This window comes from Labrys sp. 22185, assembly GCF_052045555.1.
GTDB lineage: Bacteria > Pseudomonadota > Alphaproteobacteria > Rhizobiales > Labraceae > Labrys > Labrys neptuniae.
Genome location: NZ_JBQEPH010000017.1, coordinates 66,877 through 88,524 on the forward strand (window position 1 = coordinate 66,877; position 21,648 = coordinate 88,524).

20 protein-coding genes and 1 tRNA gene are annotated in these 21,648 nt (G+C 62.9%); 10 read left to right on the forward strand and 11 right to left on the reverse strand.

All coding sequences use genetic code 11. The features are described from left to right. Nucleotides 1-291 precede the first annotated feature (291 nt). On the forward strand, nt 292-1,701 hold the full coding sequence (locus tag ACTJKX_RS26040; protein ID WP_440727010.1) for a hypothetical protein: 1,410 nt from the start codon (nt 292-294) through the stop codon (nt 1,699-1,701). 171 nt (nt 1,702-1,872) lie between these two features. Here the strand turns inward: ACTJKX_RS26040 and ACTJKX_RS26045 are convergent, their stop codons facing one another. From ACTJKX_RS26045 to ACTJKX_RS26065, 5 genes are all read right to left on the reverse strand, one after another. Then, on the reverse strand, nt 1,873-2,742 hold the full coding sequence (locus ACTJKX_RS26045) for a tetratricopeptide repeat protein (protein ID WP_311940048.1): 870 nt from the start codon (nt 2,740-2,742) through the stop codon (nt 1,873-1,875). 452 nt (nt 2,743-3,194) lie between these two features. Next, nucleotides 3,195-3,428 (reverse strand): 30S ribosomal protein S21, encoded by a 234-nt coding sequence (gene rpsU, locus ACTJKX_RS26050; protein WP_068285423.1) that lies wholly within the window; start codon nt 3,426-3,428, stop codon nt 3,195-3,197. Between the two features lie 150 nt (nt 3,429-3,578). Further along, the gene (locus ACTJKX_RS26055) at nt 3,579-4,661 is read right to left on the reverse strand and encodes a 5-(carboxyamino)imidazole ribonucleotide synthase (protein ID WP_440727011.1); all 1,083 of its coding nucleotides are present in this window, start codon (nt 4,659-4,661) and stop codon (nt 3,579-3,581) included. Then, nucleotides 4,658-5,182, reverse strand: coding sequence for a 5-(carboxyamino)imidazole ribonucleotide mutase (purE, locus tag ACTJKX_RS26060; RefSeq protein WP_311940044.1), 525 nt, complete (start codon nt 5,180-5,182; stop codon nt 4,658-4,660). Before purE ends, ACTJKX_RS26055 begins: the two co-directional genes overlap by 4 nt. A 560-nt stretch (nt 5,183-5,742) precedes the next feature. Next, on the reverse strand, nt 5,743-7,338 hold the full coding sequence (locus ACTJKX_RS26065) for a glucan biosynthesis protein (RefSeq protein WP_440727012.1): 1,596 nt from the start codon (nt 7,336-7,338) through the stop codon (nt 5,743-5,745). 166 nt (nt 7,339-7,504) lie between these two features. Between ACTJKX_RS26065 and ACTJKX_RS26070 the strand changes: the two genes are divergently transcribed. Continuing rightward, the gene (locus ACTJKX_RS26070; protein ID WP_440727013.1) at nt 7,505-8,080 is read left to right on the forward strand and encodes a DNA-3-methyladenine glycosylase; all 576 of its coding nucleotides are present in this window, start codon (nt 7,505-7,507) and stop codon (nt 8,078-8,080) included. A gap of 84 nt (nt 8,081-8,164) precedes the next feature. On the opposite strand, the gene ACTJKX_RS26075 is transcribed toward ACTJKX_RS26070, so the two are convergent. Then, nucleotides 8,165-8,833 (reverse strand): FecR family protein, encoded by a 669-nt coding sequence (locus ACTJKX_RS26075; protein WP_311940039.1) that lies wholly within the window; start codon nt 8,831-8,833, stop codon nt 8,165-8,167. A 624-nt stretch (nt 8,834-9,457) separates the two neighbouring features. Here ACTJKX_RS26075 and ACTJKX_RS26080 point away from each other — a divergent pair. Next, on the forward strand, nt 9,458-9,757 hold the full coding sequence (locus ACTJKX_RS26080; protein ID WP_068285434.1) for a hypothetical protein: 300 nt from the start codon (nt 9,458-9,460) through the stop codon (nt 9,755-9,757). A 161-nt stretch (nt 9,758-9,918) separates the two neighbouring features. Here the strand turns inward: ACTJKX_RS26080 and ACTJKX_RS26085 are convergent. Further along, nucleotides 9,919-9,994 (reverse strand) — tRNA-Glu (locus ACTJKX_RS26085). A gap of 221 nt (nt 9,995-10,215) precedes the next feature. Here ACTJKX_RS26085 and ACTJKX_RS26090 point away from each other — a divergent pair. Beyond that, the gene (locus ACTJKX_RS26090; RefSeq protein WP_440727014.1) at nt 10,216-11,262 is read left to right on the forward strand and encodes an RluA family pseudouridine synthase; all 1,047 of its coding nucleotides are present in this window, start codon (nt 10,216-10,218) and stop codon (nt 11,260-11,262) included. A gap of 7 nt (nt 11,263-11,269) precedes the next feature. Here ACTJKX_RS26090 and ACTJKX_RS26095 read toward each other — a convergent pair whose 3' ends face one another. Next, nucleotides 11,270-11,668 (reverse strand): hypothetical protein, encoded by a 399-nt coding sequence (locus ACTJKX_RS26095; protein WP_394313002.1) that lies wholly within the window; start codon nt 11,666-11,668, stop codon nt 11,270-11,272. Continuing rightward, on the reverse strand, nt 11,665-12,030 hold the full coding sequence (locus ACTJKX_RS26100) for a DUF883 family protein (protein ID WP_311940032.1): 366 nt from the start codon (nt 12,028-12,030) through the stop codon (nt 11,665-11,667). Before ACTJKX_RS26100 ends, ACTJKX_RS26095 begins: the two co-directional genes overlap by 4 nt. Nucleotides 12,031-12,566: 536 nt before the next feature. Between ACTJKX_RS26100 and rpoH the strand changes: the two genes are divergently transcribed. Both rpoH and rnk read left to right on the forward strand, forming a co-directional pair. Further along, on the forward strand, nt 12,567-13,454 hold the full coding sequence (gene rpoH / locus ACTJKX_RS26105) for an RNA polymerase sigma factor RpoH (RefSeq protein WP_311940031.1): 888 nt from the start codon (nt 12,567-12,569) through the stop codon (nt 13,452-13,454). Between the two features lie 506 nt (nt 13,455-13,960). After that, a complete protein-coding gene (gene rnk, locus ACTJKX_RS26110; RefSeq protein ID WP_367625431.1) occupies nt 13,961-14,362 on the forward strand; it encodes a nucleoside diphosphate kinase regulator in 402 nt (133 codons plus the stop codon). Nucleotides 14,363-14,378: 16 nt separating this feature from the next. Here rnk and ACTJKX_RS26115 read toward each other — a convergent pair whose 3' ends face one another. Both ACTJKX_RS26115 and ACTJKX_RS26120 read right to left on the reverse strand, forming a co-directional pair. Then, nucleotides 14,379-15,689 carry a hypothetical protein gene (locus ACTJKX_RS26115; RefSeq protein WP_440727015.1) on the reverse strand — a complete coding sequence of 437 codons (1,311 nt, stop codon included), beginning with the start codon at nt 15,687-15,689 and terminating at the stop codon, nt 14,379-14,381. 290 nt (nt 15,690-15,979) lie between these two features. Further along, nucleotides 15,980-17,269, reverse strand: a complete 1,290-nt coding sequence (locus tag ACTJKX_RS26120; RefSeq protein ID WP_068285624.1) for an adenylosuccinate synthase — start codon at nt 17,267-17,269, stop codon at nt 15,980-15,982. A gap of 451 nt (nt 17,270-17,720) precedes the next feature. On the opposite strand from ACTJKX_RS26120, the gene ACTJKX_RS26125 reads away from it, so the two are divergent. The 4 genes from ACTJKX_RS26125 (at nt 17,721) to ACTJKX_RS26140 (ending at nt 21,617) form a co-directional block, all read left to right on the forward strand. Next, the gene (locus tag ACTJKX_RS26125; RefSeq protein ID WP_311940152.1) at nt 17,721-18,764 is read left to right on the forward strand and encodes an ABC transporter substrate-binding protein; all 1,044 of its coding nucleotides are present in this window, start codon (nt 17,721-17,723) and stop codon (nt 18,762-18,764) included. Nucleotides 18,765-18,835: 71 nt separating this feature from the next. Continuing rightward, complete coding sequence (locus ACTJKX_RS26130) at nt 18,836-19,735, forward strand: ABC transporter permease (RefSeq protein ID WP_376717722.1); 900 nt, start codon at nt 18,836-18,838, stop codon at nt 19,733-19,735. Next, a complete protein-coding gene (locus ACTJKX_RS26135) occupies nt 19,732-20,517 on the forward strand; it encodes an ABC transporter permease (protein ID WP_311940024.1) in 786 nt (261 codons plus the stop codon). Before ACTJKX_RS26130 ends, ACTJKX_RS26135 begins: the two co-directional genes overlap by 4 nt. A gap of 20 nt (nt 20,518-20,537) precedes the next feature. Beyond that, nucleotides 20,538-21,617, forward strand: coding sequence for an ABC transporter ATP-binding protein (locus ACTJKX_RS26140; protein ID WP_367625434.1), 1,080 nt, complete (start codon nt 20,538-20,540; stop codon nt 21,615-21,617). The last annotated feature ends 31 nt before the right edge of the window (nt 21,618-21,648 follow it).

The window sequence follows — 21,648 nt, forward strand, 5'->3', positions numbered from 1 at the left end:
GGCCGCATTCGCTCAGCCTTATATTGGATCGATGCCGTCGGATGTAAGCCCCAAAGTGCGATTCTTCCCGCCGCTTCGAAGATGGAGCGTGGCTTGCCGTTCCCTTGTTTTGGGAAGCGCCTACACCCTATTGGCTCTGGGAACGGCGCAGCACACATGGCTATACTGCGTTGCTCGACGGACTGCGGGTGTCGTGCAGGATCTGGGCCATGATGCATCCTTCGATTCAGCCAAAATGAACCGATGAGAATAGCGACCATCCACGATATCTTTCGTTCCAGCGTGCTCGGCATGCCGGAGGCCGATCCCGTCATCGGCCACTGGTTCTACAATCGGTTCCTCCAGATTTTGAGGCCGCTTCGAATCGAGGTCGAGCGTGTCTCAATCCTGGCGAATGGCGAGCCTTCCCTGCTCGAGGACCTCGTGGCCCGGCATGGGTGGCCACGGGACAAGAAGGGTTGGGCGCATGTCTTTTCCCACCCGGATGTCGCCGGCCTGATCATGCCGACACTCGAGCGGCTCCGGACATTCGACCTGGTGCTGGGATTCGAGATGCCTCCCAATTTGATCCGCGCTCTCCATGCCAACGGACAAAGACTGGTTGATATCTCGGTCGATCCCATCCGCTTCTGCGAGGATTTGTTTCTGCGCATGCGCAGCAACGACCCCCTGCTTCAGGCGCGGCTGGCCGAACAGTCCGCGCCATCCGCACAGATCGCTGCCGGCGCGGCAGAGCTCAAAGCCCGAATGCAGCCGTTGCCTGCCCAGCCAGAGGCCATCGTGTTCGCAGGACAGGTTCCCGATGACAGCAGCCTGATTGCCGGGAGCCGCATTCAAAGCGCAGCGCCTTTTGCCGATCGATTGAACGAGATTGCCGCCGGACGCCACATTCTGCTGAAGCCGCATCCCTACGCGCCCGGCAATCCCGACCTTGCCATGCTGCATCGCGCTTTGCCCATTAGCCGCTTCACGCGCGACAACATCTACGCCTTGATGGCGGCTCCCTGGCTTGGGGCCATCGTCACCCTTTCATCGAGCGTGGCGACGGAAGCCGCGTATTTCGACAAGCCTGCCATCCGGCTGATCAAGCCCGATGTGGAGTTTGTCGAGCCCGACGTGATCGGCCCGTTCCAGCGCATCGACGGCAGGGCTGCGAGCGCGCCTTTCTGGGGGGACCTGCTCGATCAAGCCGTTCAGATGCCGAGCCGAGCATCCCCGCTTCCCCCGCTGCGTCATCTGTTCGGGGCAAACTGGGGGCTGCCGCGGCCCATGACGGCCATTGCCCCCTTGCCGCTTTCGCGAGGCGAAACGACGACGAATATCCAGCCCTATTGCGTATTCGGCTGGAGCGGAACGGAACCGGATGGCGTCTGGAGCGACGGAGCCTTGGCGGTTCTTCAGCTGCCCGCCTGTATTGACGGGCTGGCATCGACACTGGTTCTGACGCTCAATGCGTTCGCGCCGGATGCGTCCCACCGACAGGAACTGACGATTTCATCACCGTCCGTTGGCTTCATCGAGAAAATCATATTGGCAACCGCAGAAATACGCGAATTGCGGATTCCGCTTCCGCCGGCACCGGCCGGTTCGATGCTGGAAATTTCGATCGGCATGGACACCGCGATCAGCCCGAAGGAACTCGGCATCGGTCCGGACGAACGCCGCCTCGGCATCAAGCTGCGTCGAATGGCGATTGCCTGAGACCTGCCGTCACATGGCCATCGGCCAGCAATGGGGGCTTCGAAAACTGCGTGGCGAAGCTGCACAGCCGATCGGTCTTTGCGATCGGATCGACGGCAAAGTGACACCTTCCCCGAGGCCGGGGAAGGCTCGTAGTGCCTCTTTCGGCGTGGTCTAAGCCTGCGGCCGTCGTCAGGCGCCGCCGCCGAGGCGGCTGAGGCCGCTCTTGGCCGCGGCATTGCTCGAATCGATCGCTAGCGCGCGCTGGAAGCTCTCGCGTGCCTTCTGGGTGTCGTTCAAGCCGGCCTGGGCATAGCCGCGGCCGGCCCAGGAGGCGGCATTGCGGTTGTTGATCTGCAGGGCCTGGTCGAAGTCGGACAGCGCCTCCTTGTATTTCTGCAGCTGCAGATAGGAGCTGCCGCGCGAATAATAGGGGGCTTCGGCGCGCGGATCGTTGGAGATCGCCGAGGTGAAGTCGTCGATCGCCACTTCATGATTGCCGCCGGCCTGGCGGATCAGGCCGCGATTGTAATAGGCCTCGGCCGTTTCGGGCTTGATTTTGATGGCCTTGTCATAGTCGGCCATGGCTTGCTGGGTCTGGCCCTGCAGGCGGTAGATATTGCCGCGGCCGACATAGGCGGGCGCATAGTTGGGATCGTTGGTGATCACCTGGCTGTAATCGGCCATCGCCTGGGCGGTCTGGCCGGTCTTGCGGTAGACCAGAGCGCGGTTGGCCAGGGCCTGCACGAAATTCGGGTCGATCTGCAGCGCGCGGTTGAAGTCGGAAATGGCCGGTCCGTACTGGTTGGAACGGGCATAGGCCGAGCCGCGCATGTTCCAGGCTTCCGGATCGTTGGGATTCTTTTCGATCACCGAGGAAAGCGAACCGATGTCGGCGGATGCCACCTGACGGCTGCTGGCATCGCCATCATCGCCACCGCCGCCGGTGGAGGCGCAGCCGACCAGGCCGAGGCCCGCAACGCCCAGCATCAGGAGCGCGGCAATGCGGGAGATGGAGGTTCTGGCTGGGGGCTCTGCCGTGGTTGTCGTGGAAAGTGTCATCTTGTCGGTCCGGGTCCATCGAGACGAATTTACAAGGGGGCCGTAAATCTGGCCAAGGTCCAACTGCTGCCCAATCCTACCGGTCCTATCCCGGCGCCCGCAATGCCGGTGTTCGGCATTGCGGCGATGCGCATCAGCGGACAGGACGGAAACTGAGCCATGGTGGTCCGGACAGATTGGAAAAAGCGATACGGGGGGCAATCTGCCGGATTAACCTTGCCGGAAAGTAAAGCCTCTCCGCCCATCTGCCCGTTGACGATGGGCCGCGCCCGCGAAAGCAAAGTGCGTCCGAGCGAAAACGCTCCTTTGCGCGAGTTCGTCGTTCGAATGCGCCTGTGCGATTCCTGCTGGTTCCACCGGGTGGCGAAACGCCATGGTCAACACAAACGCAAACGCCCGGCCAAATTGCCCGGGCGTTCGTCCCAACCAGTCAATGGCTCGGAGAATCAGACTTACTTCTTCACAACGCGAGGCGTTGCGGGAATCAGGCCTTCGCGCTGCAGCTTCTTGCGGGCCAGCTTGCGGGCGCGGCGAACGGCCTCGGCAGCCTCGCGGGCGCGCTTCTCGGACGGCTTCTCGTAATGGCCGCGCAGCTTCATTTCACGGAAGATGCCTTCACGCTGCATCTTCTTCTTGAGCGCCTTCAGCGCCTGATCAACATTGTTATCGCGAACGAGAACCTGCACGCGTGCTGTCCTATTATCCTGGTGTGAATCGCTGCGGCGGCTTGGCAACAGAGAGACCCGGTGCCAAGGCACCGCCGAATTTGGAAGCGGCGTCATAACAGAAGGGATCGCCGCTGTCCATATTGATTAGCATGGATTGGTGAGATCCAATTAGCGGGACCTTGGGCTGATCCGGGTGACATGGCCCATTTTCCGGCCGGGACGCGCTTCACGCTTGCCGTAGAGATGCACCGAGGCGTTCGGTTCGGCGGCCAGACCCTGCCAGGAATGCACGCTGTCGCCGATCAGATTGGTCATCACGGCATCGGAATGGCGTTCGGTTGAACCGAGCGGCCAGCCACAGACGGCGCGCACATGATTCTCGAACTGGCTGACTAGGCAGGCGTCCTGCGTCCAGTGCCCGGAATTGTGCACGCGCGGGGCGATTTCGTTGACCAGGACCTGGCGGTCCGAGGTGACGAACATTTCGACGGCGAGCACGCCGACATAATCGAGGGCTGCGATGATCCGGGCTGCGATGTCGCGGGCCTCGACCTCGACCAGGGCTGAAAAGTGCGAAGGCACGATCGACTGGTCGAGAATGTGGTCGTGATGCAGATTTTCGGTGAGGTCGTAAGTGCGCACGGCCCCGTCGTCGGCCCGGACGGCGATCACCGAGACTTCCGTCTCGAAGGGGACGAAGGCCTCCAGGATGGCGGGCTGGCCGCCCATGCGCGCCAGTGCTTCGGAGAGGTCGTTGCCGGGGCGGATGATGGTCTGACCCTTGCCGTCATAGCCGAAGCGCCGGGTCTTGAGCACGCTGGGCCGGCCCAGGGCCGCAACGGCGGAAGCAAGGTCGGCATGGCTGTCGACGGCCCGGAATTCGGCGGTGCCGATACCGAGCGAACGCACGAAGCTCTTTTCCGTCAGGCGGTCCGCCGTGGTTTCCAGCGCCCGCACGGCGGGCAGGACCGGCCGGGCTGCGGAGAGGATGGCGGCCGTGGCGGCAGGGATGTTCTCGAACTCGTAGGTGATGGCGTCGACGCTTTCAGCGAATGCCGCCAACGCCGCCTCGTCCTCATAGGCCGCGCAGGTGAAGCGCTCGGCGACCTGGAAGGCAGGGCTGGTATCGTCGGGGCAATAGATGTGGCAGCGTATGCCGAGCTGGCTGGCCGCCAGGGTCAGCATGCGGCCGAGCTGACCGCCACCGAGAATGCCGAGCATGCCGCCCGGGCCGACACGTACCGCATTCATGCCTTCACCGTGTCGTCGGAAACGGGGTGATCGGCGACCGCGGCCGTCTGGGCGGCGCGCCAGCGCTCGAGCCTTGTCGCCAGGGCTTCGTCGCCGAGGGCGAGCACGGCGGCTGCAAGCAAGGCGGCGTTGACGGCACCAGCCCGTCCGATCGCCAGGGTGCCCACCGGTATGCCGGCGGGCATCTGCACGATGGAATGCAGGCTGTCGACGCCGGACAATGCCTTGGATTCGACAGGGACGCCGAAGACGGGCAGGGGGGTCAGGGCCGCGGCCATGCCGGGCAGATGGGCCGCTCCGCCGGCGCCGGCGATGACCAGCTTGAAGCCTTTCCCCTTGGCCGATTTGGCGAAGTCGTAGAGGCGGTCCGGCGTGCGGTGCGCCGAGACGATGCGAGCTTCATAACCGATGCCGAGCGTGTCCAGAGTCTGCGCCGCGTGACGCATCGTGGCCCAATCGGACTGACTTCCCATGATGATGGCGACAGGTACGGCCTGCCCCGCCGCGGTGCTGGATGGCATCGGGACTCCCTTCGGTAAAAGGGGTGTCTAGAGCAAGACGCCGTTTTTGGGAAGGTGGCAACGCTTTACATAGTTGAGTCGCGCATCAGCACGATCGCGAGACACTCTCGTCGTCTGCAAAAGCTGCTGGGATCTGCCGGAGTTGACGCGCCAATTCCCAGCCGGGGGGTCTGTGCTTCGGATGAAACCAGCCTGCTCCTTTCGCCAACCAAGCTTTTCGAAAATCGATCGCTGATCCAACCAGCTGATCTTCATATCCGAATTCGACACCGCAGCATGAGCAGATTTCATAGGTCGGACTGCGGCCGTCGTGGTCATATTGAGCATAAGGCTGCTTGAGACCGCAGACACGGCAGTAATTGATGGGCTCACATATCACTGCGTGAATGCTGGAACTCCACTCATGGCCAATATGCCCGGCGTCTGTCGTTTCATTCAAGCCAGAGAGAGACCTTTGCGGCGGTCTCTCTCGCGATCGACATTGCGCGATTTCTTCTTTTTCAGCAATGGCTTCCGGGGATTTTCCCCGGAAGCCATCTGATGTCTCGCACCGTCCGGCGCTATGCGAACGGATGATACTGATAGAGCCAGGTCTCGCTCAGCACCTTGTCACCGAGCTTGAGATAGCAGCGCAGTTCCACCGGTTCCGGTCCGGTGGCGTGTAGGTCGAACTGGGCGCGCCAATGGCCGTTGATGCCGTCGGGCACCGCCTCGGTGAAGATATAGGACAGTTCGCCGCGCGAGGCCGTGATGATCGGCTCGGGCTTGACGCCATAGGGCAGGTCCTTGAGCGGGTCGCCGAGGAATTCGATGACGAATTTGCGCAGCCCCACCGGGCGCTGCGTGCCGGGATGGCCGCCATTGCCCAGCCTCGTCGCCACCACGCGGGCGAGATTGGTGGGGAAGGGCTCGTCCGCGGCCCAATGCAGGCGGTATTTCAGCGTGAATTGCTGGCCTGCCTTGACCGGATCCTTCGGCACCCACATCGCCACGACATTGTCGTGGATCTCGTCATTGGTGGGGATCTCGATGAGTTGGACGGTGCCTTCGCCGAACGGAGCCAGCGGCTCCACCCACAGCGAAGGGCGCAGATCATATTTGACGCCGTCGAGATAGTGATCGAACAGGCGGTCGCGCTGCAGGAGCCCGAAGCCGCGCGGATTGCTGTCGGTGAAGGTCGAGGTGGTGGTGGCCGGCACGTTGTTGAGCGGACGCCAGATATGCTCGCCGCCGCCCGTCCACATGGCCAGGCCGTCGGAATCGTGCACTTCGGGACGCCAGTCGATCGCGGTCTGCTTGGCCGTCTCGGAGAACCAGTACATCGAGGTCAGCGGCGTCAGGCCGAAGCGGCTGATGTCGTTGCGGGTGAAGACCTGCGCCTCGATGTCCATCAGCACGGCCTTGGAGCGCGTCATCAGGAAGGAGAAGGCACCGGCGACGGAGGGGCCGTCCAAGAGGGCATAGACCTTGACCTGGTCAGTGGAACCCGGGACCGCTTCCAGCCAGAACTCCTTGAAATCGGGGAATTCTTCCTGATGAGGCGGGTTGGGGTCGGCAGCATTGACAGCAAGGCCGCGGGCCGACAGGCCATATTGGTAGAGTTCGCCGATGGCGCGGAAATAGGAAGCGCCGAGGAAGGCGACCCAGTCGTTCTTCTTCCAGTCGACGGAGCCGGTGCGAGGCTCCTGGAAGCGGAAGCCGGCAAAGCCGACGCCGTCGGGCATGGCCTGGGCAGGGCTGTCCGGCGGCATGTCGAAGGAGGCCTTGCGGTAGATGATCTCGCTGGCGTTCTTGCCTTCGACCACATTGATGGTCACCTTCTTCTGGAAGAAGGTGCCGAGGTGGAAGAAGGTGACCGGGAAGGGTGCCGGACCGTTGGCCCACAAGGCGTCTTCGGTCTTGAACTTGATCTTGCCGAGTTCCTCATAGGTCAGCTTGGAGGTGATGTCCGGTGCCGGCTTCTCGGTCGGAACATAGGCCTCCATCGCAAGCTTCTTGGCGCGTTCGACTAGGCCCTCGAAGGAAAAAGGCGCAGGCGGACCGAAGGTCAGCACGCCCTCGTCGGCGAATGCTGCGGTGGGAAGGCCCAGTGCCATCAGGGTCGAGAGACTTACGGCTCCCTGGAGGAAAAGCCGTCGGTCGAAAGCGTCGTTCATCAAAAAGTTCCTAACTTCTACTGCGTCCGCAAGCTAAACAGGGATTATCGCCTGTCAATGCCGTGGCGCTTCAAACCGCATCGATTTCGTGACAATAGATTAATTTCACCGGGGATTTTGCGCAAAAAAGCGCAAAAGCGCCCAATAATCTTTCAAAATCTGAGAAATGCCCGATTCTGCACTGGCCTATGCTCCCGCCGCCTTCTACAGCCGCGACGTTCTCGCCGTTGCCGAAGATCTGATCGGCATGACTCTTCTGGTCGATGGGGTCGGAGGCGTCATTGTCGAGACCGAAGCCTATGATCGCGACGATCCGGCCTCCCATACTTTTCGCGGGCCGACGCCGCGCAACGCCGTGATGTTCGGCCCGCCGGGCCACATCTATATCTACCTGTCCTACGGCATGCATTGGTGCGCCAATATCGTCTCGGGGGAGCCCGGCCGCGCCAGTGCTGTGCTGCTGCGGGCGCTGGAGCCGACGGTGGGGCTGGATCGCATGGCGCGGAGGCGGGGGCTCGACAATCCGGCCCTGTTGTGTTCCGGACCCGGGCGGCTTTGCCAGGCCTTGGGGTTGACCGGCAGCCAGAACGGGCTGGCGCTGACGCAGCCTCCCTTCGAACTGCTGCGCCGATCCCATGAGCCGCCCATCGTTTCCGGGCCACGCATCGGCATCAGCAAGGCGGTCGAGCGGCCCTGGCGTTTCGGCTGGAGCGGCTCGAAATTCCTCAGCAAGAAGTTCTGATATTCCGGCGCCCAAACGGAAACGGGCCCCGTAGGGGCCCGTCAAACGCGCATTGCAATGGCCTGGCTGCTTGGCTCGACGCCCTTACTTGCCGCCGAAGGTGTCGCAGATCTTGGAATTGGGCGTACCCGTGCAATGCTCGGTGGGCGAACCCGCGGCAGGCACGATGCGGATGATGCGGTCTTCGCCGACCAGCGCGGTCTCACCCGGCTTGACCAGCTTGCAGTAGCGGATGGGGCGGCGCGGTGGGCAGATGAAGGTCTTGCCCTCATAGAGCGTGATGGCGCTGGTAGGGGTGCGCGAATCGACCTGGAATTTGGTGCCGCGTACGCCGATCGAGGCTTGGGGAGCGTGGATCTTGTAGGCGCTCTTGGCCGAATCGCCGGTGGCGAAGCGGAAGGCGCCCTTGGCGAATTGCAGCACGACCGACTTGGCCTTGCCATTGCCGGCATAGACGAAGCTATCGAGCGTGACCGACGACTTTGAGCCGAGCATCAGATGGGTGTTGTCGAGAAAACGCAATTCGATCACGCCGCTCGGTCCGGTGACGATCTTCTCGCCCTGATGCACGCTGGAGCCGATTTCCAGGCGCCCGGACATCGAACCGTGCACGGCCGGCGTCAGGCCGACGACGTCGCCGATGACTTCGGGTCCCTGTTTCGCCGGGGCGGTCTGAGCGGCGGCCGTCTGCGCGGAGAAGGCAGCAAGCAGGGTGAGCAGCACCGGTGCCAGGCGGAGGAAACGTAATGTCATGACAAATATCGAACCGTTACTCGAAGGTGGGATCAACGCGGTATCCAATTGAAACGATCATAGCGCTGCGGCAGCTGAAAAGTGAAGGCTTATTAAGCATGTTCCGAGCTCATCCCTTGGAAATCGGGCGGCCTGTTGCGTTTTTGCATCGCGATCTAGCGCAATCTATCGCGTTGCGATCAGATGGTGACAGGTGTTCTGATAGCAGTAGCTACGGAAACGCTCGGATTAGAATTGTCATGATTAGGCGATTTAGGGAGGGGGTTTTCTAGAATTCCATTGGGTCATTCATCCTTTTTGGGTATTTCTTACGCAGAGGTATTTGAGGCGCCGTGCCTCCTTGCGTCGTCTGATCCCGCCCTAATCACGCATGGGTTGCTGAATGAGGTCTCGCCGTCGTCGATGGTACTTTGTTTGGCCGGAAATTATTGCTGACCCGGCTGGAGAGACGTGCCGGACATCCCTAAGGCAGCGGCATTGTTCGTACAGGGCTGGCGGCGTCCGGGGCGCGGTCGTCCCAACATTTGCCGAAATTGCAACGCATAGCTGCTCAGCCTTTGTTGCACTGCAACATTGCGCGAATCCTGCTATGGTGCCGTCAAGTGAAAGAGAAGGCATAGATCCGTGAGCGAGACCTGGAACACGAAATTCGGCAGCAGGCGCGTCAAGCAGGCCCTTCCGACCATCGAGGAAGCCTTGTTCGCCGCCGAGTGCCTCAATGACGACTTCGACCAGCAGGTCGAGATTGCCGCATCGCTGCTCGGTGTCGGTGTCGAGGAAGTGCGTGCAGTCGCCAAGCGGTCGGTGAAGCCGGTCGAGCGCCGTCTCAGCCTGCCGATCGCCAAGTCCCCCCGTGCGGCTGTCGCGCCGCGCGCCGTGGTGGTCGAATATCGTACGCCCAAGCGCCTGGTCGGCATGCGCTGAGGCGCCGGCTGCTTCCCATCCCTGACGAAAATCTACCGGGCGCCGTGGGAAACCGCGGCGCTTTTCATTTGCGCATGCAATGAGCAACCCCAAGGCGCCAGAAGGCGCTGCAAACCGGTGGATGCAATGGAAATACTTGCTCAGGCGCCTGAAAAAGCGAATGGCGCTCCCAAGGGGACTCGAACCCCTGTTTTCGCCGTGAGAGGGCGACGTCCTAGGCCACTAGACGATGGGAGCAGCGGCAAGGAGTGCGCCTATAGCGGCAAAAAAGGCCGGCGGCAAGCGGCAATCTGTGCGATCGGCGCATTTGTGGTTTGAATTCCTGGCATTGCTGGTTTTCCGCGCCGGGCGCGGCATGCGATCCAACGGAATTGCGAGAATTGCAAAGGCGCGTCGAAACAAAGAGTTAGAGAAAAATCGCGTTTCCACTCAGCCCCATTTTGCTCTAGTACCCGCCCATGAACAGCATCGACAGCAGTGCCGAAGAGACGTTTTTCGAGGTCACCGAAGCCGGCGAGCGCATCGACCGCTTCCTGGCTCGCCAATGCCAGGCGGCCGATAGCAGGCCCGACCTGCAGCCCTTGTCGCGTACGCGCATCAAGGCCCTGATCGAGGCCGGCCATGCCAGTATCGACGGCCGGGCGGTGCTCGATGCCGGCCAGATCCTCAAGCCAGGGCAACGGGTGGCGCTTCGGGTGCCGGAACCTGAGCCTGCCGAACCGCAGGGCGAAGACATTCCCCTTGCCATCGTCTATGAGGATGACGATCTCCTGGTCATCGACAAGCCGGTCGGTCTGGTGGTGCATCCGGCCGCCGGCCATGAGAGCGGCACGCTGGTGAATGCGCTCATCGCCCATTGCGGTGATTCGCTCTCGGGCGTGGGCGGCGTGAAGCGGCCCGGCATCGTGCATCGCCTCGACAAGGACACGTCGGGCCTGCTGGTGGTCGCCAAGAACGACAGGGCGCATCAGGGCTTGGCGGCCCAGTTCGCCGATCACGGCCGCACGGGACCGCTGGAGCGGGCCTATCTCGCCTTCGTGTGGGGTGCGACGCGCCCGCACGGCACGATCGAGACCGGCATCGACCGCTCGACCCGCAATCGCGAGAAGATGGCCGTGGTGGCGCTCGGCCGCGGGCGGGAAGCCATCACCCATTATTCGCTGGTCGAGGCTTTGGGCAGCCAGCTTTCGGGCAGCCACGGCGGCCAGCCGCTGGTTAGCCTGGTGGAGTGCCGGCTGGAGACCGGCAGGACCCACCAGATCCGCGTGCATATGGCCCATCTCGGCCATCCGCTGCTCGGCGATGCGGTTTATGGCGGCGGCTTCAAGACCAAGGCCGCCCTGCTGCCGGAGGCCCCCCGCGCAGTGCTCGCCGGCCTCGGCCGCCAAGCGCTGCACGCCCGGCTGCTCGGTTTCGAGCATCCGGTCAACGGCAGGCATCTGGTGTTCGAAAGCCCACTACCGGCCGATCTTGCGGCCTTGGCCGAGGCCCTGCGCAGCGGCTAAGAGCTATTCAGCGTTTGCGGCCGAGCCAGAAGCCACCGGCCAGGGCTGCGAGCGCCAGGGCGCCGCTGACCGTCTTCTTGTCTGGCAGGCTCTCCTGCACGACGCCAGCCGCCGTCACTAGGGTCGCAGCCAGGAGCCGGCGGCGCTTGGCTTTCTTCTCGGCGGCCTGGGCCACCACCAAGGCAAGGACGGCGAGCACCGCAAATCCGCCGCCGAGCGCTGCGTCGGCCCAATAGGGGCCATAGGTTTCAGCCAGGAAGCGGTGCAGGCTGATCAGCCCGATGATCGCCATCGCGACAAGGCAGCAGCCGGCGACGAGGCGCCAGAGGATGACGGTCCCGTACTGACGCAGGACGGCGCTCAACTCCTCCTTGGCGAGGGCGCCCAGGGCAAGAAGACGGGTCACGAACGCCCCTTGCTCCACAAGCCGAGGATCAGGCCAATGCCGGCGGCGAGCGCTACCGATTGCAGCGGCTTGCGGGTGATGTAGTCGAGTGTCGCCTTCTGCAGGTCGGATGCCTGTTCCTGGGCGGCACCGCGAAGTTCGCTGGCCTTGGCCCCTGCCTCGTTCACCTTGTCGTCGAAGACCTGCCTGGCATGCCTGGCTTCTTTGGACAGGAATTTCGACCAGGAGCTCTTCTCCGCATCGACATAGGCGCTGAGCTGTTCGGTCAGGCGGGCAACTTCGGCCCTCAAAGCATCGAGGTCCTTGCCGAGGCTTTCGGAAAGATCGGCCTTGGCCTGAGCGGTGCGCTTGTCGCCGTCCATACTGGTGTCTCCTGTCTGGTCAACAGTGAAGGGCCGCGCCGGTTTCCGATCGCGGGTTGCGATGGCGGAAGGCATTCCTGGAAGAGTTAAGCCGGCTGGCCGCAGGTGCAAGGTAAACAAAACGTTACGGTAAACGCGGTGGGGCGGGCGGCGGTTCCCTCCGCCCGGAAATCGATTAACATCCCTTAATTTGACAATGTTACCGAGCTGTCACATTAATGCATGGCCGCCCGCAAAAGATTGCAACGCGAAATCGCCGCAATCGGGCGCATGATAGTTCGGGTGATCGGGATTGGTCCGTGCCTCAGCGGCCTGGGTGACGAATGTCCCATGGCAGGCGAGATGTCCTCGGTGGAAGCAGGTCAATAGATTTGCCGGGGTGGCACATGCGGGGCCGCTAGATATCGCGCTTTGGAAGGTCCGCCAGGGTCTTCACAAAGGCCGGTGTCGTCCCCATATCACGTAGGCGCCGTCTGCTCTGAAGGAGGGATGGCGATTTGAACCGCCCTCGATGGGGGTTCAGAGGAGAGGAACATATGGCTTCTGCCGCGCTTCCCGTCTTGGCCACCGAGAGTGGCCTGTCGCGTTATCTCGATGAAATTCGCCGCTTCCCGATGCTCCAGCCGGAGCAGGAATACATGCTTGCCAAGCGTTGGCGCGAGCATGGCGATCGTGAAGCCGCACATCAATTGGTGACCTCGCATCTGCGGCTCGTGGCCAAGATCGCCATGGGCTATCGTGGCTATGGCTTGCCGCTGGGCGAAGTGGTCTCGGAAGGCAATATTGGCCTGATGCAGGCCGTTAAGCGCTTCGAGCCGGAGAAAGGCTTTCGGCTCGCCACCTATGCGATGTGGTGGATCCGGGCCTCGATCCAGGAATATATCCTGCGCTCGTGGTCGCTGGTGAAGATGGGCACTACCGCCAACCAGAAGAAGCTCTTCTTCAACCTGCGCAAGGCCAAGAGCCAGATTTCGGCGCTGGATGAAGGGGATCTGCGTCCCGACCAGGTCAAGTCGATTGCCAAATCGCTCGGCGTGCAGGAGCAGGAAGTGGTGGAGATGAACCGCCGTCTCGGCGGCGACGCTTCGCTCAATGCTCCCGTGCGCGAGGAAGGCGACGGCGAATGGCAGGATTGGCTGGTGGATGATACGGCCAACCAGGAGACCCGTCTGGCCGAGACGGAGCAGAGCGAGAACCGCTCCACTGCTCTGCGCCAGGCCTTGAACGTGCTGAACGATCGTGAGCGCCGCATCTTCGAGGCGCGCCGTCTGGTCGACGATCCCATCACGCTGGAGGAACTCTCCGACGAGTTCGGGGTCTCGCGCGAGCGTGTGCGCCAGATCGAGGTGAGAGCCTTCGAAAAGGTGCAGGCGGCTGTGCGCTCCGGCGTCGCCCGCCTCGAAGCGGCGCACGCACCGGCCTGATCCGCTTGTGATAGCCGAATGGGGAGCCGCCTTCGGGCGGCTTTTCCTTGAGCAGAGTGCGGTGCGAGTAATTCGCGTTTAGGCCCGACTTCCTTGTCCTGGCCTATTTTCGGGATCAGGAAGCCCGGTCGCCGCATCAGAAAATGCCTCCGGCCTCGGCATTTCCGGCCGGTGAAGAGACATCGTTCGAGCCGGCTTGACAGGATCGGCATCGACCAACATGGTGGAACCATGAGCACCGTGGTCAAAATCACCCTTCGTCTCTTCCCGATCGCGGAAGCGTAGCCCCGGGCTCGGCCATTTGCGCCCCGAGCTACGGGGCACGCCGCTCCTCATAGGATGCGGCCTATCATCCGGCGCATGCTCAATCCGTCAAATCACACATCATAGCCGCCAGGCTCTCGCCACGCGCGAGGGCCTGTGCATCCCTTCTTGTCGTCATGCCCGGTGGCTAGCCGCGGGCAGGCGGGGGCGCTACGTCGCGCCCAATTTTGAGGTATCCAGTCATGAATCAACCCCTGAAGAACCAGGCGAAGCCCAATATCATCGTGAATGAGGTCGATTTCGAGCGCCTGACCCAGCTCGCGACCTCTGCCCTCGATCGGTTCCCGGAGGTGGCCGAGGCGTTGCTCGGCGAACTCGACCGGGCGGAGATCGTTCCCGCGCTGCAGGTCGGCAACAACGTGGTGCAGATCGGCTCCGTCGTCACCTTCGAGACGGAAGGCGGTGCCCTGCGCGAGGTGAAGCTGGTCTATCCGGGTGAGGCCGATATTGCCGAGGGCAAGGTCTCGATCCTCACGCCGATCGGCACGGCCTTGCTCGGCCTGTCGCCGGGGCAGTCGATCACCTGGAAGGCCCGTGACGGTCGCGAGCACGAATTGCGCGTCACGGTCGTGAAGGCGTCCTGAAAGGGGCGCCTGAGACCTATTGCGCCGCCGCGGCGTCGGCGTTCCAGGCGGCCATGGCGTCGTTGAAGGCCTTCTCGCCCGTCGGTCCCTTCTCGAAGGTGAACACGGCGTTGCGGCCATTGGCGAAGGTGAACACCAGATCGAACCACTGATTGGCCTGCAACATCTTGGCGTTGCGGCCCTTCTCGTCGGGCGGGTCGAGCAGGCCCATCAGGAAGACGCCGGTCGTGACCTTCATCAAGGCGCCGTCGAGCTGCAAGCCCGGGACCTGAGGGTCGGACTTGACGTTGACGCTCTTGACGTCGCCGACGGCGCCGCTCGGGTAGTCGGCCGGCACGCTCATCTGGATGTTCAGGAGGTAGTTCGCCGGCAGCGAGCGATCGGAATTATGCCTGAGGGTGAGCAGCACCTTCATCTTCCGGTCGGGAACATTGATCTCGCCGACGACGACGGTATCGAGCGGGCCATTGGTGCCGCTGGCCTGCGATTCCGTGCGCCAGTTCACGGTACCTTCGAAGAGGCGGCCCTTCATCGGGGCGCTCGGATCTTCCTCCATCAGGCGCGCGCGCTGTCCCTCCGGCGCCTCGGATTGGGTCGAGGGCAGCAAAGGTGCCGGAGCAGACGGAGCCTGCGGAGCCGGCGCAGCAGGTTCCGGGGGCGCTGGCGAGGGGGCCGGGGGCGGGGGATTGCCGGTAGCCACCTCGGTCTGGGGCGTGCCCGGCGTGCCGCCGAGGCGGTCATTCAGCTTGCCGGGTTCGGGCGCCGGCTTGGGCGCCGTCTGCGGTGCAGTTGCCTGTTGAGGCACCAGGACGGGGCTGTCGTCGCTACCGCGCAAATAGAGTGCGGTGGCGGCGCCTCCGCCAATGATGACGGCCGCCGTCGCGGCCATGATGGCATACCGCCTGAGATTGCCGTTGGATCTGGTGCGGCGGGGTGCCTGGGGCCGTCGCTTCTCCGCCCTGCGCTCGGCAAAAGCCGGAAGGCCGTTGGATCGTGGCGAGGCAGAGGTCGATGCCTCGTCATCGGTCGCGTCACCATTGGCTGGCTTGTCGTCGGACTGAGACTGCGGGGCGGCCGGGCGCTCGGAGACCACCGGTTCAGGTGTGAATTCGGCTTCGTCATAATGGTGCTCGACGCGTCGGATCGCCTCTTCGAGCAGGTTGCGTTCCCTGGCAATCTGTCCTTCGGTCAGCGCGGGATCAGCGGCATTAAGCTGGCGGAGAAGGGCGGAGCGGGCTTTCTCATAGAGCGCCTGGCGGGTTTCCTGCGTATTGGGGGAAAGACCCTGCACGGCTCGCTGAATGGGAGGAAAATAGTCCGTCGACACGCGTTCTGGCTCGATCTCTTCACAGAAGCATTTTCTGGAAAAGTCGATGGACTTTTCAATCAAGAAAATGCGTCAAAACAAGACGTTAGAGCAAAATACGATTCGGAGGAATCGCACTTGCTCCGGGCCCATGGTCCGCTGCAGACAGGCCTGCCCGCCAAGATGTGGCGGAAGCCACGCCCGATCCTGCCCCGAAGGGCAAGCACGGCGCCACGCGGATCGCAACCCGCGCAGTGCCATCGCAGCAGATCACGCACTAATGCCCGAATCTGACGGGATTAGGTCTGCTCTTAGACTTGAAAGGGATTTTGCACAAGGATCGTGTCGTCACGGTCGGGGCTGGTGGAGAGCACGGCCACCGGCGCTCCGATCAGTTCCTCGATGCGGCGGACATATTTGATCGCCTGCGCCGGCAGGTCCGCCCAGGAGCGGGCCTTGGCCGTGGTTTCCTGCCAGCCCTCGATCTCTTCATAGATGGGTTTCACGCGGGCCTGGGCAGCCTGGCTGGCCGGCAGATAGTCGATTTCACGACCATCGAGCTCGTAGCGCACGCACACTTTGATGGTTTCGAAGCCATCGAGGATGTCGAGCTTGGTGAGGGCGATGCCGGTGATGCCGGAGGTGCGGATGGTCTGGCGCACCAGGGCGGCGTCGAACCAGCCGCAACGGCGGGCCCGGCCGGTGACCGTGCCGAATTCGCGGCCGCGCTCGCCGATCAGGCGGCCGGTCTCGTCGGTGAGCTCGGTCGGGAAGGGGCCTTCGCCCACGCGCGTGGTATAGGCCTTGGTGATGCCGAGCACATAGTCGAGCGCACCCGGCCCGAGGCCTGAGCCGACGGCAGCCTGCCCCGCGACCGTGTTGGAGGAGGTCACATAGGGATAGGTGCCGTGGTCGATGTCGAGCAAGGCGCCCTGGGCGCCCTCGAACAGGATACGGCTGCCGGCCTTGCGCTCCTTGTCGAGCAGGGCGCCGACATCGTCCATGAAGGGCAGAACCTGCGGCGCGACGTCCGCCAGTTCCTGATAGAGCGCTTCCGGATCGATTTCGCTCTGGCCGGTGCCGCGGCGCAGGGCGTTGTGGTGGTTGAGCAGGCGGGCGATCTTCGGGCGCAGGGCGCCGAGATCAGCCAGGTCCATCAGGCGGATGGCGCGCCGGCCCACCTTGTCTTCATAGGCGGGGCCGATGCCACGCCCGGTCGTGCCGATCTTGGTGCCGTCGGTCGCCGACTCGCGCAGGCGGTCGAGGTCCTGGTGCAGGGAGAGGATGAGCGGGGTGTTCTCGGCGATGCGCAAGGCTTCGGGCGTCACGGACACGCCCTGCTCCTTCAGCTTCTTCACCTCGGCGATGAAGGCGCGCGGGTCGAGCACGACGCCATTGCCGATCACCGAGAGCTTGCCGCGCACGATGCCCGAGGGCAGCAGCGACAGCTTATAGACATTGTCGCCGATGACGAGAGTGTGGCCGGCATTGTGCCCGCCCTGGAAGCGCACGACGACGTCGGCCTGTTCCGACAGCCAGTCGACGATCTTACCCTTGCCTTCGTCGCCCCATTGCGACCCGACCACGACGACATTGGCCATGGTGATCTCCCTTCTCTCTCTGGCCCTCGGCCCCGAAATTCCCGAGAGCAAAACGCGTTCAGATGGAAACGCCGTTTTGCCTCCGTTCGTTCGCTTCGACGCGCTTTGCGATTCTCGGCGGATCCACCAAAATCGCGAAACGCTTTCGTGCGGAATTCCAAAACCCGGACACGCAAAAGCCCGGCTCATCCGATGGCCGGGCTTTTTCACTTCCTAACGGATCGGACGGGCGTCGTAAACCCGTAAAAATAGCTGCAAACAGTGAATTTGCGGGCTGTCATATATGACAGCCGCTATTGACACAAAAGTGTCAACCGTCATTGATACCAGCGCCGCTGTAAAAACCCTTACGGAGAAAATGGGCCTTGCGGCACCATCAAGGAGTTGGACAATGAGCAGGAAAACGTGGCTGGGTATCGCATCGGTATCCGTGCTGGCTGTGGCGGCTTCGATGGGCAGCGCGTTTGCCCAGAGCCAGGAGCTGATCGACGCCGCCAAGAAGGAAGGCCAGCTCACCACGATCGCGTTGCCGCATGACTGGTGTGGCTATGGCGCCATCATCGAAGGCTTCAAGGCCAAGTATGGCCTCAAGGTCAACGAGCTCAATCCGGACGCCGGTTCGGGCGACGAGGTCGAGGCCATCAAGGCCAACAAGGGCAATACCGGCCCGCAGGCTCCCGACGTGATCGACGTCGGTCTTTCCTTCGGCCCGACCTCCAAGAAGGACGGCCTGATCCAACCTTACAAGGTGGCGACCTGGGATACGATTCCGGACAATGCCAAGGATGCCGACGGCCATTGGTATGGTGACTATTACGGCGTGCTCGCCTTCGAGGTGAACAAGGACATCGTCAAGAATTCGCCGAAGGATTGGTCCGACCTGTTGAGCTCCGACTACGCCAATGCCGTGGCGCTGGCCGGCGACCCCCGCACCGCCAACCAGGCGATCCAGGGCGTCTATGCCGCCGGTTTGTCGGCCGCCAAGGGCGATGCCAGCAAGGCTGCGGCCGAAGGCCTGAAATTTTTCGCCGAGCTGAACAAGAAGGGCAATTTCGTGCCCACCATCGGCAAGGCCGCCTCGCTGGCCCAGGGTGCGACCCCCATCGTCCTGCGCTGGGACTACAATGCGCTCACCGATCGCGACACGCTCAAGGGCAATCCGGACGTCGACGTGGTGATTCCGGCCAGCGGCGTGGTTGCCGGCGTCTATGTCCAGGCCATCAGTGCCTATGCACCCCATCCCAATGCCGCCAAGCTGTGGATGGAGTACCTTTACTCCGACGAAGGCCAGATCGGCTATCTGAAGGGCTATTGCCACCCGATCCGCTTCAACGACCTCGTCGCCAAGAAGAAGATTCCGGCCGACTTGCTGGCCAAGCTCCCGCCGGCCGAAGCCTATGCCAAGGCCGTGTTCCCGACGCTTGATGAGCAGAGTGCCGCCAAGGCCGAGATCACCAAGGATTGGGACAGCGTGGTCGGCGCCGCCGTCAAGTAAGATCATTTGTCATCTCCTGCGCGTCCTGCCCGGTTTCTCCAGGCGGGACGCGTGCTATTGTGGTCGCCGCGATGAATACCACCGCAAACACTGCCCCAGCTGCAGCTCCAGGCTCGGTCAGAGCCAGTGGAGGGCTGGCCGTGCTGGGCATGGCGCCCTTCGTCCTCTTCGCCCTGCTCTTCCTGGTGGTTCCGACGGCCTTGCTGCTGGTTGGGGCTTTCTTCGACCGGGAAGGGCATTTCACCTTCGGCAACATCACCGAACTCTTCACCAATCCGGCGATCGTTTCCTCCTTCTGGCTCAGTATCAAGATCAGCTTCGCCTCAGCCCTCGGCGGTGCCTTCATCGGTTTCTTCGTGGCCTATGCGGTCATTCTAGGCGGCCTGCCGGAATGGATGCGCGGCGCCGTGATGACATTTTCGGGCGTCGCCTCGAACTTTGCCGGCGTGCCGCTGGCCTTCGCCTTCCTGGCGACGCTGGGGCGGGTGGGGCTCGTCACCGTGCTGCTGCGGGACTGGCTCGGGTTCAACCTCTACTCGACCGGATTCAACATCCTCAGCTTCACCGGTCTGACCCTGGTCTATCTCTATTTCCAGATTCCCCTGATGGTGCTGGTGATCGCGCCGGCCCTGGACGGGCTGAAGCGCGAATGGCGCGAGGCCAATGCCGTGCTGGGCGGCAGCAATTTCCACTATTGGCGGCATATTGCCTTGCCGATCCTGCTGCCGAGCATCTTGGGCGCGACGCTGCTCCTGTTCGCCAATGCTTTCGGCGCGGTGGCGACCGCCTATGCGCTGACCGGCTCCAGCCTGCCGATCATTCCCATCCAGCTCTTCGCCCAGATCCGTGGCGACGTGCTCAGCAATCCCAATCTGGGCTACGCCATCGCCTTCGGCATGGTGGTGATCACCAGCATTTCCAGCGGCGCCTATATCTGGCTGCGCAGCTATAGCGAGCGGTGGGTGCGATGAAAAAGTCCTCCGTATTATCCTGGCTGATCATCCTCCTGGCGATCAGCTATTTCATCATCCCGCTGCTCTCCACCTTCGAGTTCTCGCTGCGCATGCTGCGCGGGCAGTACAGCTTCGAAGCCTATCGCGTGGTGTTCGCCCAGGCGGAGTTCCAGCATGCCTTCATCCGCTCGATCCTGCTGGCGCTCGCTACCATCGTGCTGAGTATCGTGCTGGTGGTGCCGGCAGCCTATCTGGTGCGCCTGCGCCTGCCGAGCTGGCGCTCGCCGGTCGAGTTCGTCACGCTGCTGCCACTGGTGATTCCGGCGATCATCATCGTCTTCGGCTATATCCGCATGTTCAACTCCTCGTCCTGGCTGCCGCTGACCGACAGCGAGTGGACCACGGACCTCCTGCTGACCTTCGGCTATGTCGTGCTGGCGCTGCCCTACATGTATCGTTCTGTCGATGCGGGTCTGCGCGCCATCGACGTCAAGACACTGACTGAGGCGGCCCAGAGCCTGGGGGCGAGCAGCTTCACCATCCTCTGGCAGGTCATCCTGCCGAACATCCGCTCGGGCGTGCTCAGCGGATCCTTCATCGCCTTCGCCATCGTCATAGGCGAATTCACCTTTGCCAGCCTGCTCAACCGGCCGGTCTTCGGTACCTATCTGCAATTGATCGGCGCGAACCGGGCCTATGAGCCGTCGGCGCTCGCCATCGTTGCCTTCATCATCACCTGGGCCTGCATGGGCCTGCTGCAGCTCGTCGGCCGCTCGCGCGGCGCGCGGGCGGCGCGTTGAACCAGCACTGGGAGGCCAGCATGTCCTTTCTCGAGATCACCGGGCTGCAGAAGAGCTTCGGCGCCAACCAGGTGGTGAAACGCTTCGATCTGTCGGTCCAGAAGGGTGAATTCATCACCCTGCTCGGCCCGTCCGGCTGCGGCAAGACCACGGTGCTGCGCATGGTCGCGGGCTTCGAAACACCGTCCGCCGGCTCCATCCGCATGGACGGCAAGGAGATTTCGGGGCTGGCGCCCAACCAGCGCAATGTCGGTATGGTGTTCCAGGCCTACGCTCTGTTCCCCAACATGACGGTGGCCGAGAATATCGGCTTCGGGCTGAAGATCGCCAAGAAGCCGCAACCGGAGATCGATGCCCGCGTCAAGCAGATGCTGGAGATGATCAAGCTGCCGCAGATCGCCGATCGCTATCCCTTCCAGCTCTCCGGCGGCCAGCAGCAGCGCGTGGCGCTGGCGCGGGCGATTGCGGTGCGTCCGAAGATCCTGCTGCTGGACGAGCCGCTCTCGGCCCTCGACGCCAAGATCCGCGTGTCCTTGCGCGACGAGATTCGCGTGCTGCAGCAGGAACTCGGCATCACCACGCTCTTCGTCACCCACGACCAGGAAGAGGCGCTGTCGATGTCCGACCGCATCGTGGTGATGAGCGCCGGGCAGATGGAACAGGTCGGCACCCCCTTCGAGATCTACAACTTCCCCAAGACCCGCTTCGTCTCCTCCTTCGTCGGTACGCTCAACTTCCTCACCGGCAAGGTCGTCGATGCCGCTGCCGGGCGTTTCTCCGTCGACGGGCAGGAAGTGATCACCAGCCGCGGCCTGCAGGGCGCCAGCAATGGTGAGACGCGCACGCTGGCCCTGCGCCCGGAAGCGGTGGTGCTGGGCAGCGGTGGCGAGGGACGCAACAGCCTCACCGGCCGCATTGAGCTCGTCAGCTTCCTCGGTTCGATCGTACGCATCCGCGTGCGCTTCAACGAGAATGTGGTTTCGCTCGATACCTTCAACAATCCGGGCGCCCCGCCGCCGCAGATGGGCGAGGACGTCACGGTATCCTTCGGCCGCGGCGACCTGCAATTGCTGGAAGAGGCCGAGAAGGTCGCGGCTTGAGAATAGAGCTCCCTTCTCCCCTTGTGGGAGA

Excerpts from the sequence above, each read along its gene's own strand:
- ACTJKX_RS26040 (WP_440727010.1), top strand. The coding sequence starts at position 292 with ATGCCGGAGGCCGATCCCGTCATCGGCCACTGGTTCTACAATCGGTTC.
- ACTJKX_RS26045 (WP_311940048.1), bottom strand. The coding sequence starts at position 2,742 with ATGACACTTTCCACGACAACCACGGCAGAGCCCCCAGCCAGAACCTCC.
- ACTJKX_RS26055 (WP_440727011.1), bottom strand. The coding sequence starts at position 4,661 with ATGAATGCGGTACGTGTCGGCCCGGGCGGCATGCTCGGCATTCTCGGT.
- purE (WP_311940044.1), bottom strand. The coding sequence starts at position 5,182 with ATGCCATCCAGCACCGCGGCGGGGCAGGCCGTACCTGTCGCCATCATC.
- ACTJKX_RS26065 (WP_440727012.1), bottom strand. The coding sequence starts at position 7,338 with ATGAACGACGCTTTCGACCGACGGCTTTTCCTCCAGGGAGCCGTAAGT.
- ACTJKX_RS26070 (WP_440727013.1), top strand. The coding sequence starts at position 7,505 with ATGCCCGATTCTGCACTGGCCTATGCTCCCGCCGCCTTCTACAGCCGC.
- ACTJKX_RS26075 (WP_311940039.1), bottom strand. The coding sequence starts at position 8,833 with ATGACATTACGTTTCCTCCGCCTGGCACCGGTGCTGCTCACCCTGCTT.
- ACTJKX_RS26090 (WP_440727014.1), top strand. The coding sequence starts at position 10,216 with ATGAACAGCATCGACAGCAGTGCCGAAGAGACGTTTTTCGAGGTCACC.
- ACTJKX_RS26100 (WP_311940032.1), bottom strand. The coding sequence starts at position 12,030 with ATGGACGGCGACAAGCGCACCGCTCAGGCCAAGGCCGATCTTTCCGAA.
- rpoH (WP_311940031.1), top strand. The coding sequence starts at position 12,567 with ATGGCTTCTGCCGCGCTTCCCGTCTTGGCCACCGAGAGTGGCCTGTCG.
- rnk (WP_367625431.1), top strand. The coding sequence starts at position 13,961 with ATGAATCAACCCCTGAAGAACCAGGCGAAGCCCAATATCATCGTGAAT.
- ACTJKX_RS26120 (WP_068285624.1), bottom strand. The coding sequence starts at position 17,269 with ATGGCCAATGTCGTCGTGGTCGGGTCGCAATGGGGCGACGAAGGCAAG.
- ACTJKX_RS26125 (WP_311940152.1), top strand. The coding sequence starts at position 17,721 with ATGGGCAGCGCGTTTGCCCAGAGCCAGGAGCTGATCGACGCCGCCAAG.
- ACTJKX_RS26130 (WP_376717722.1), top strand. The coding sequence starts at position 18,836 with ATGAATACCACCGCAAACACTGCCCCAGCTGCAGCTCCAGGCTCGGTC.
- ACTJKX_RS26135 (WP_311940024.1), top strand. The coding sequence starts at position 19,732 with ATGAAAAAGTCCTCCGTATTATCCTGGCTGATCATCCTCCTGGCGATC.
- ACTJKX_RS26140 (WP_367625434.1), top strand. The coding sequence starts at position 20,538 with ATGTCCTTTCTCGAGATCACCGGGCTGCAGAAGAGCTTCGGCGCCAAC.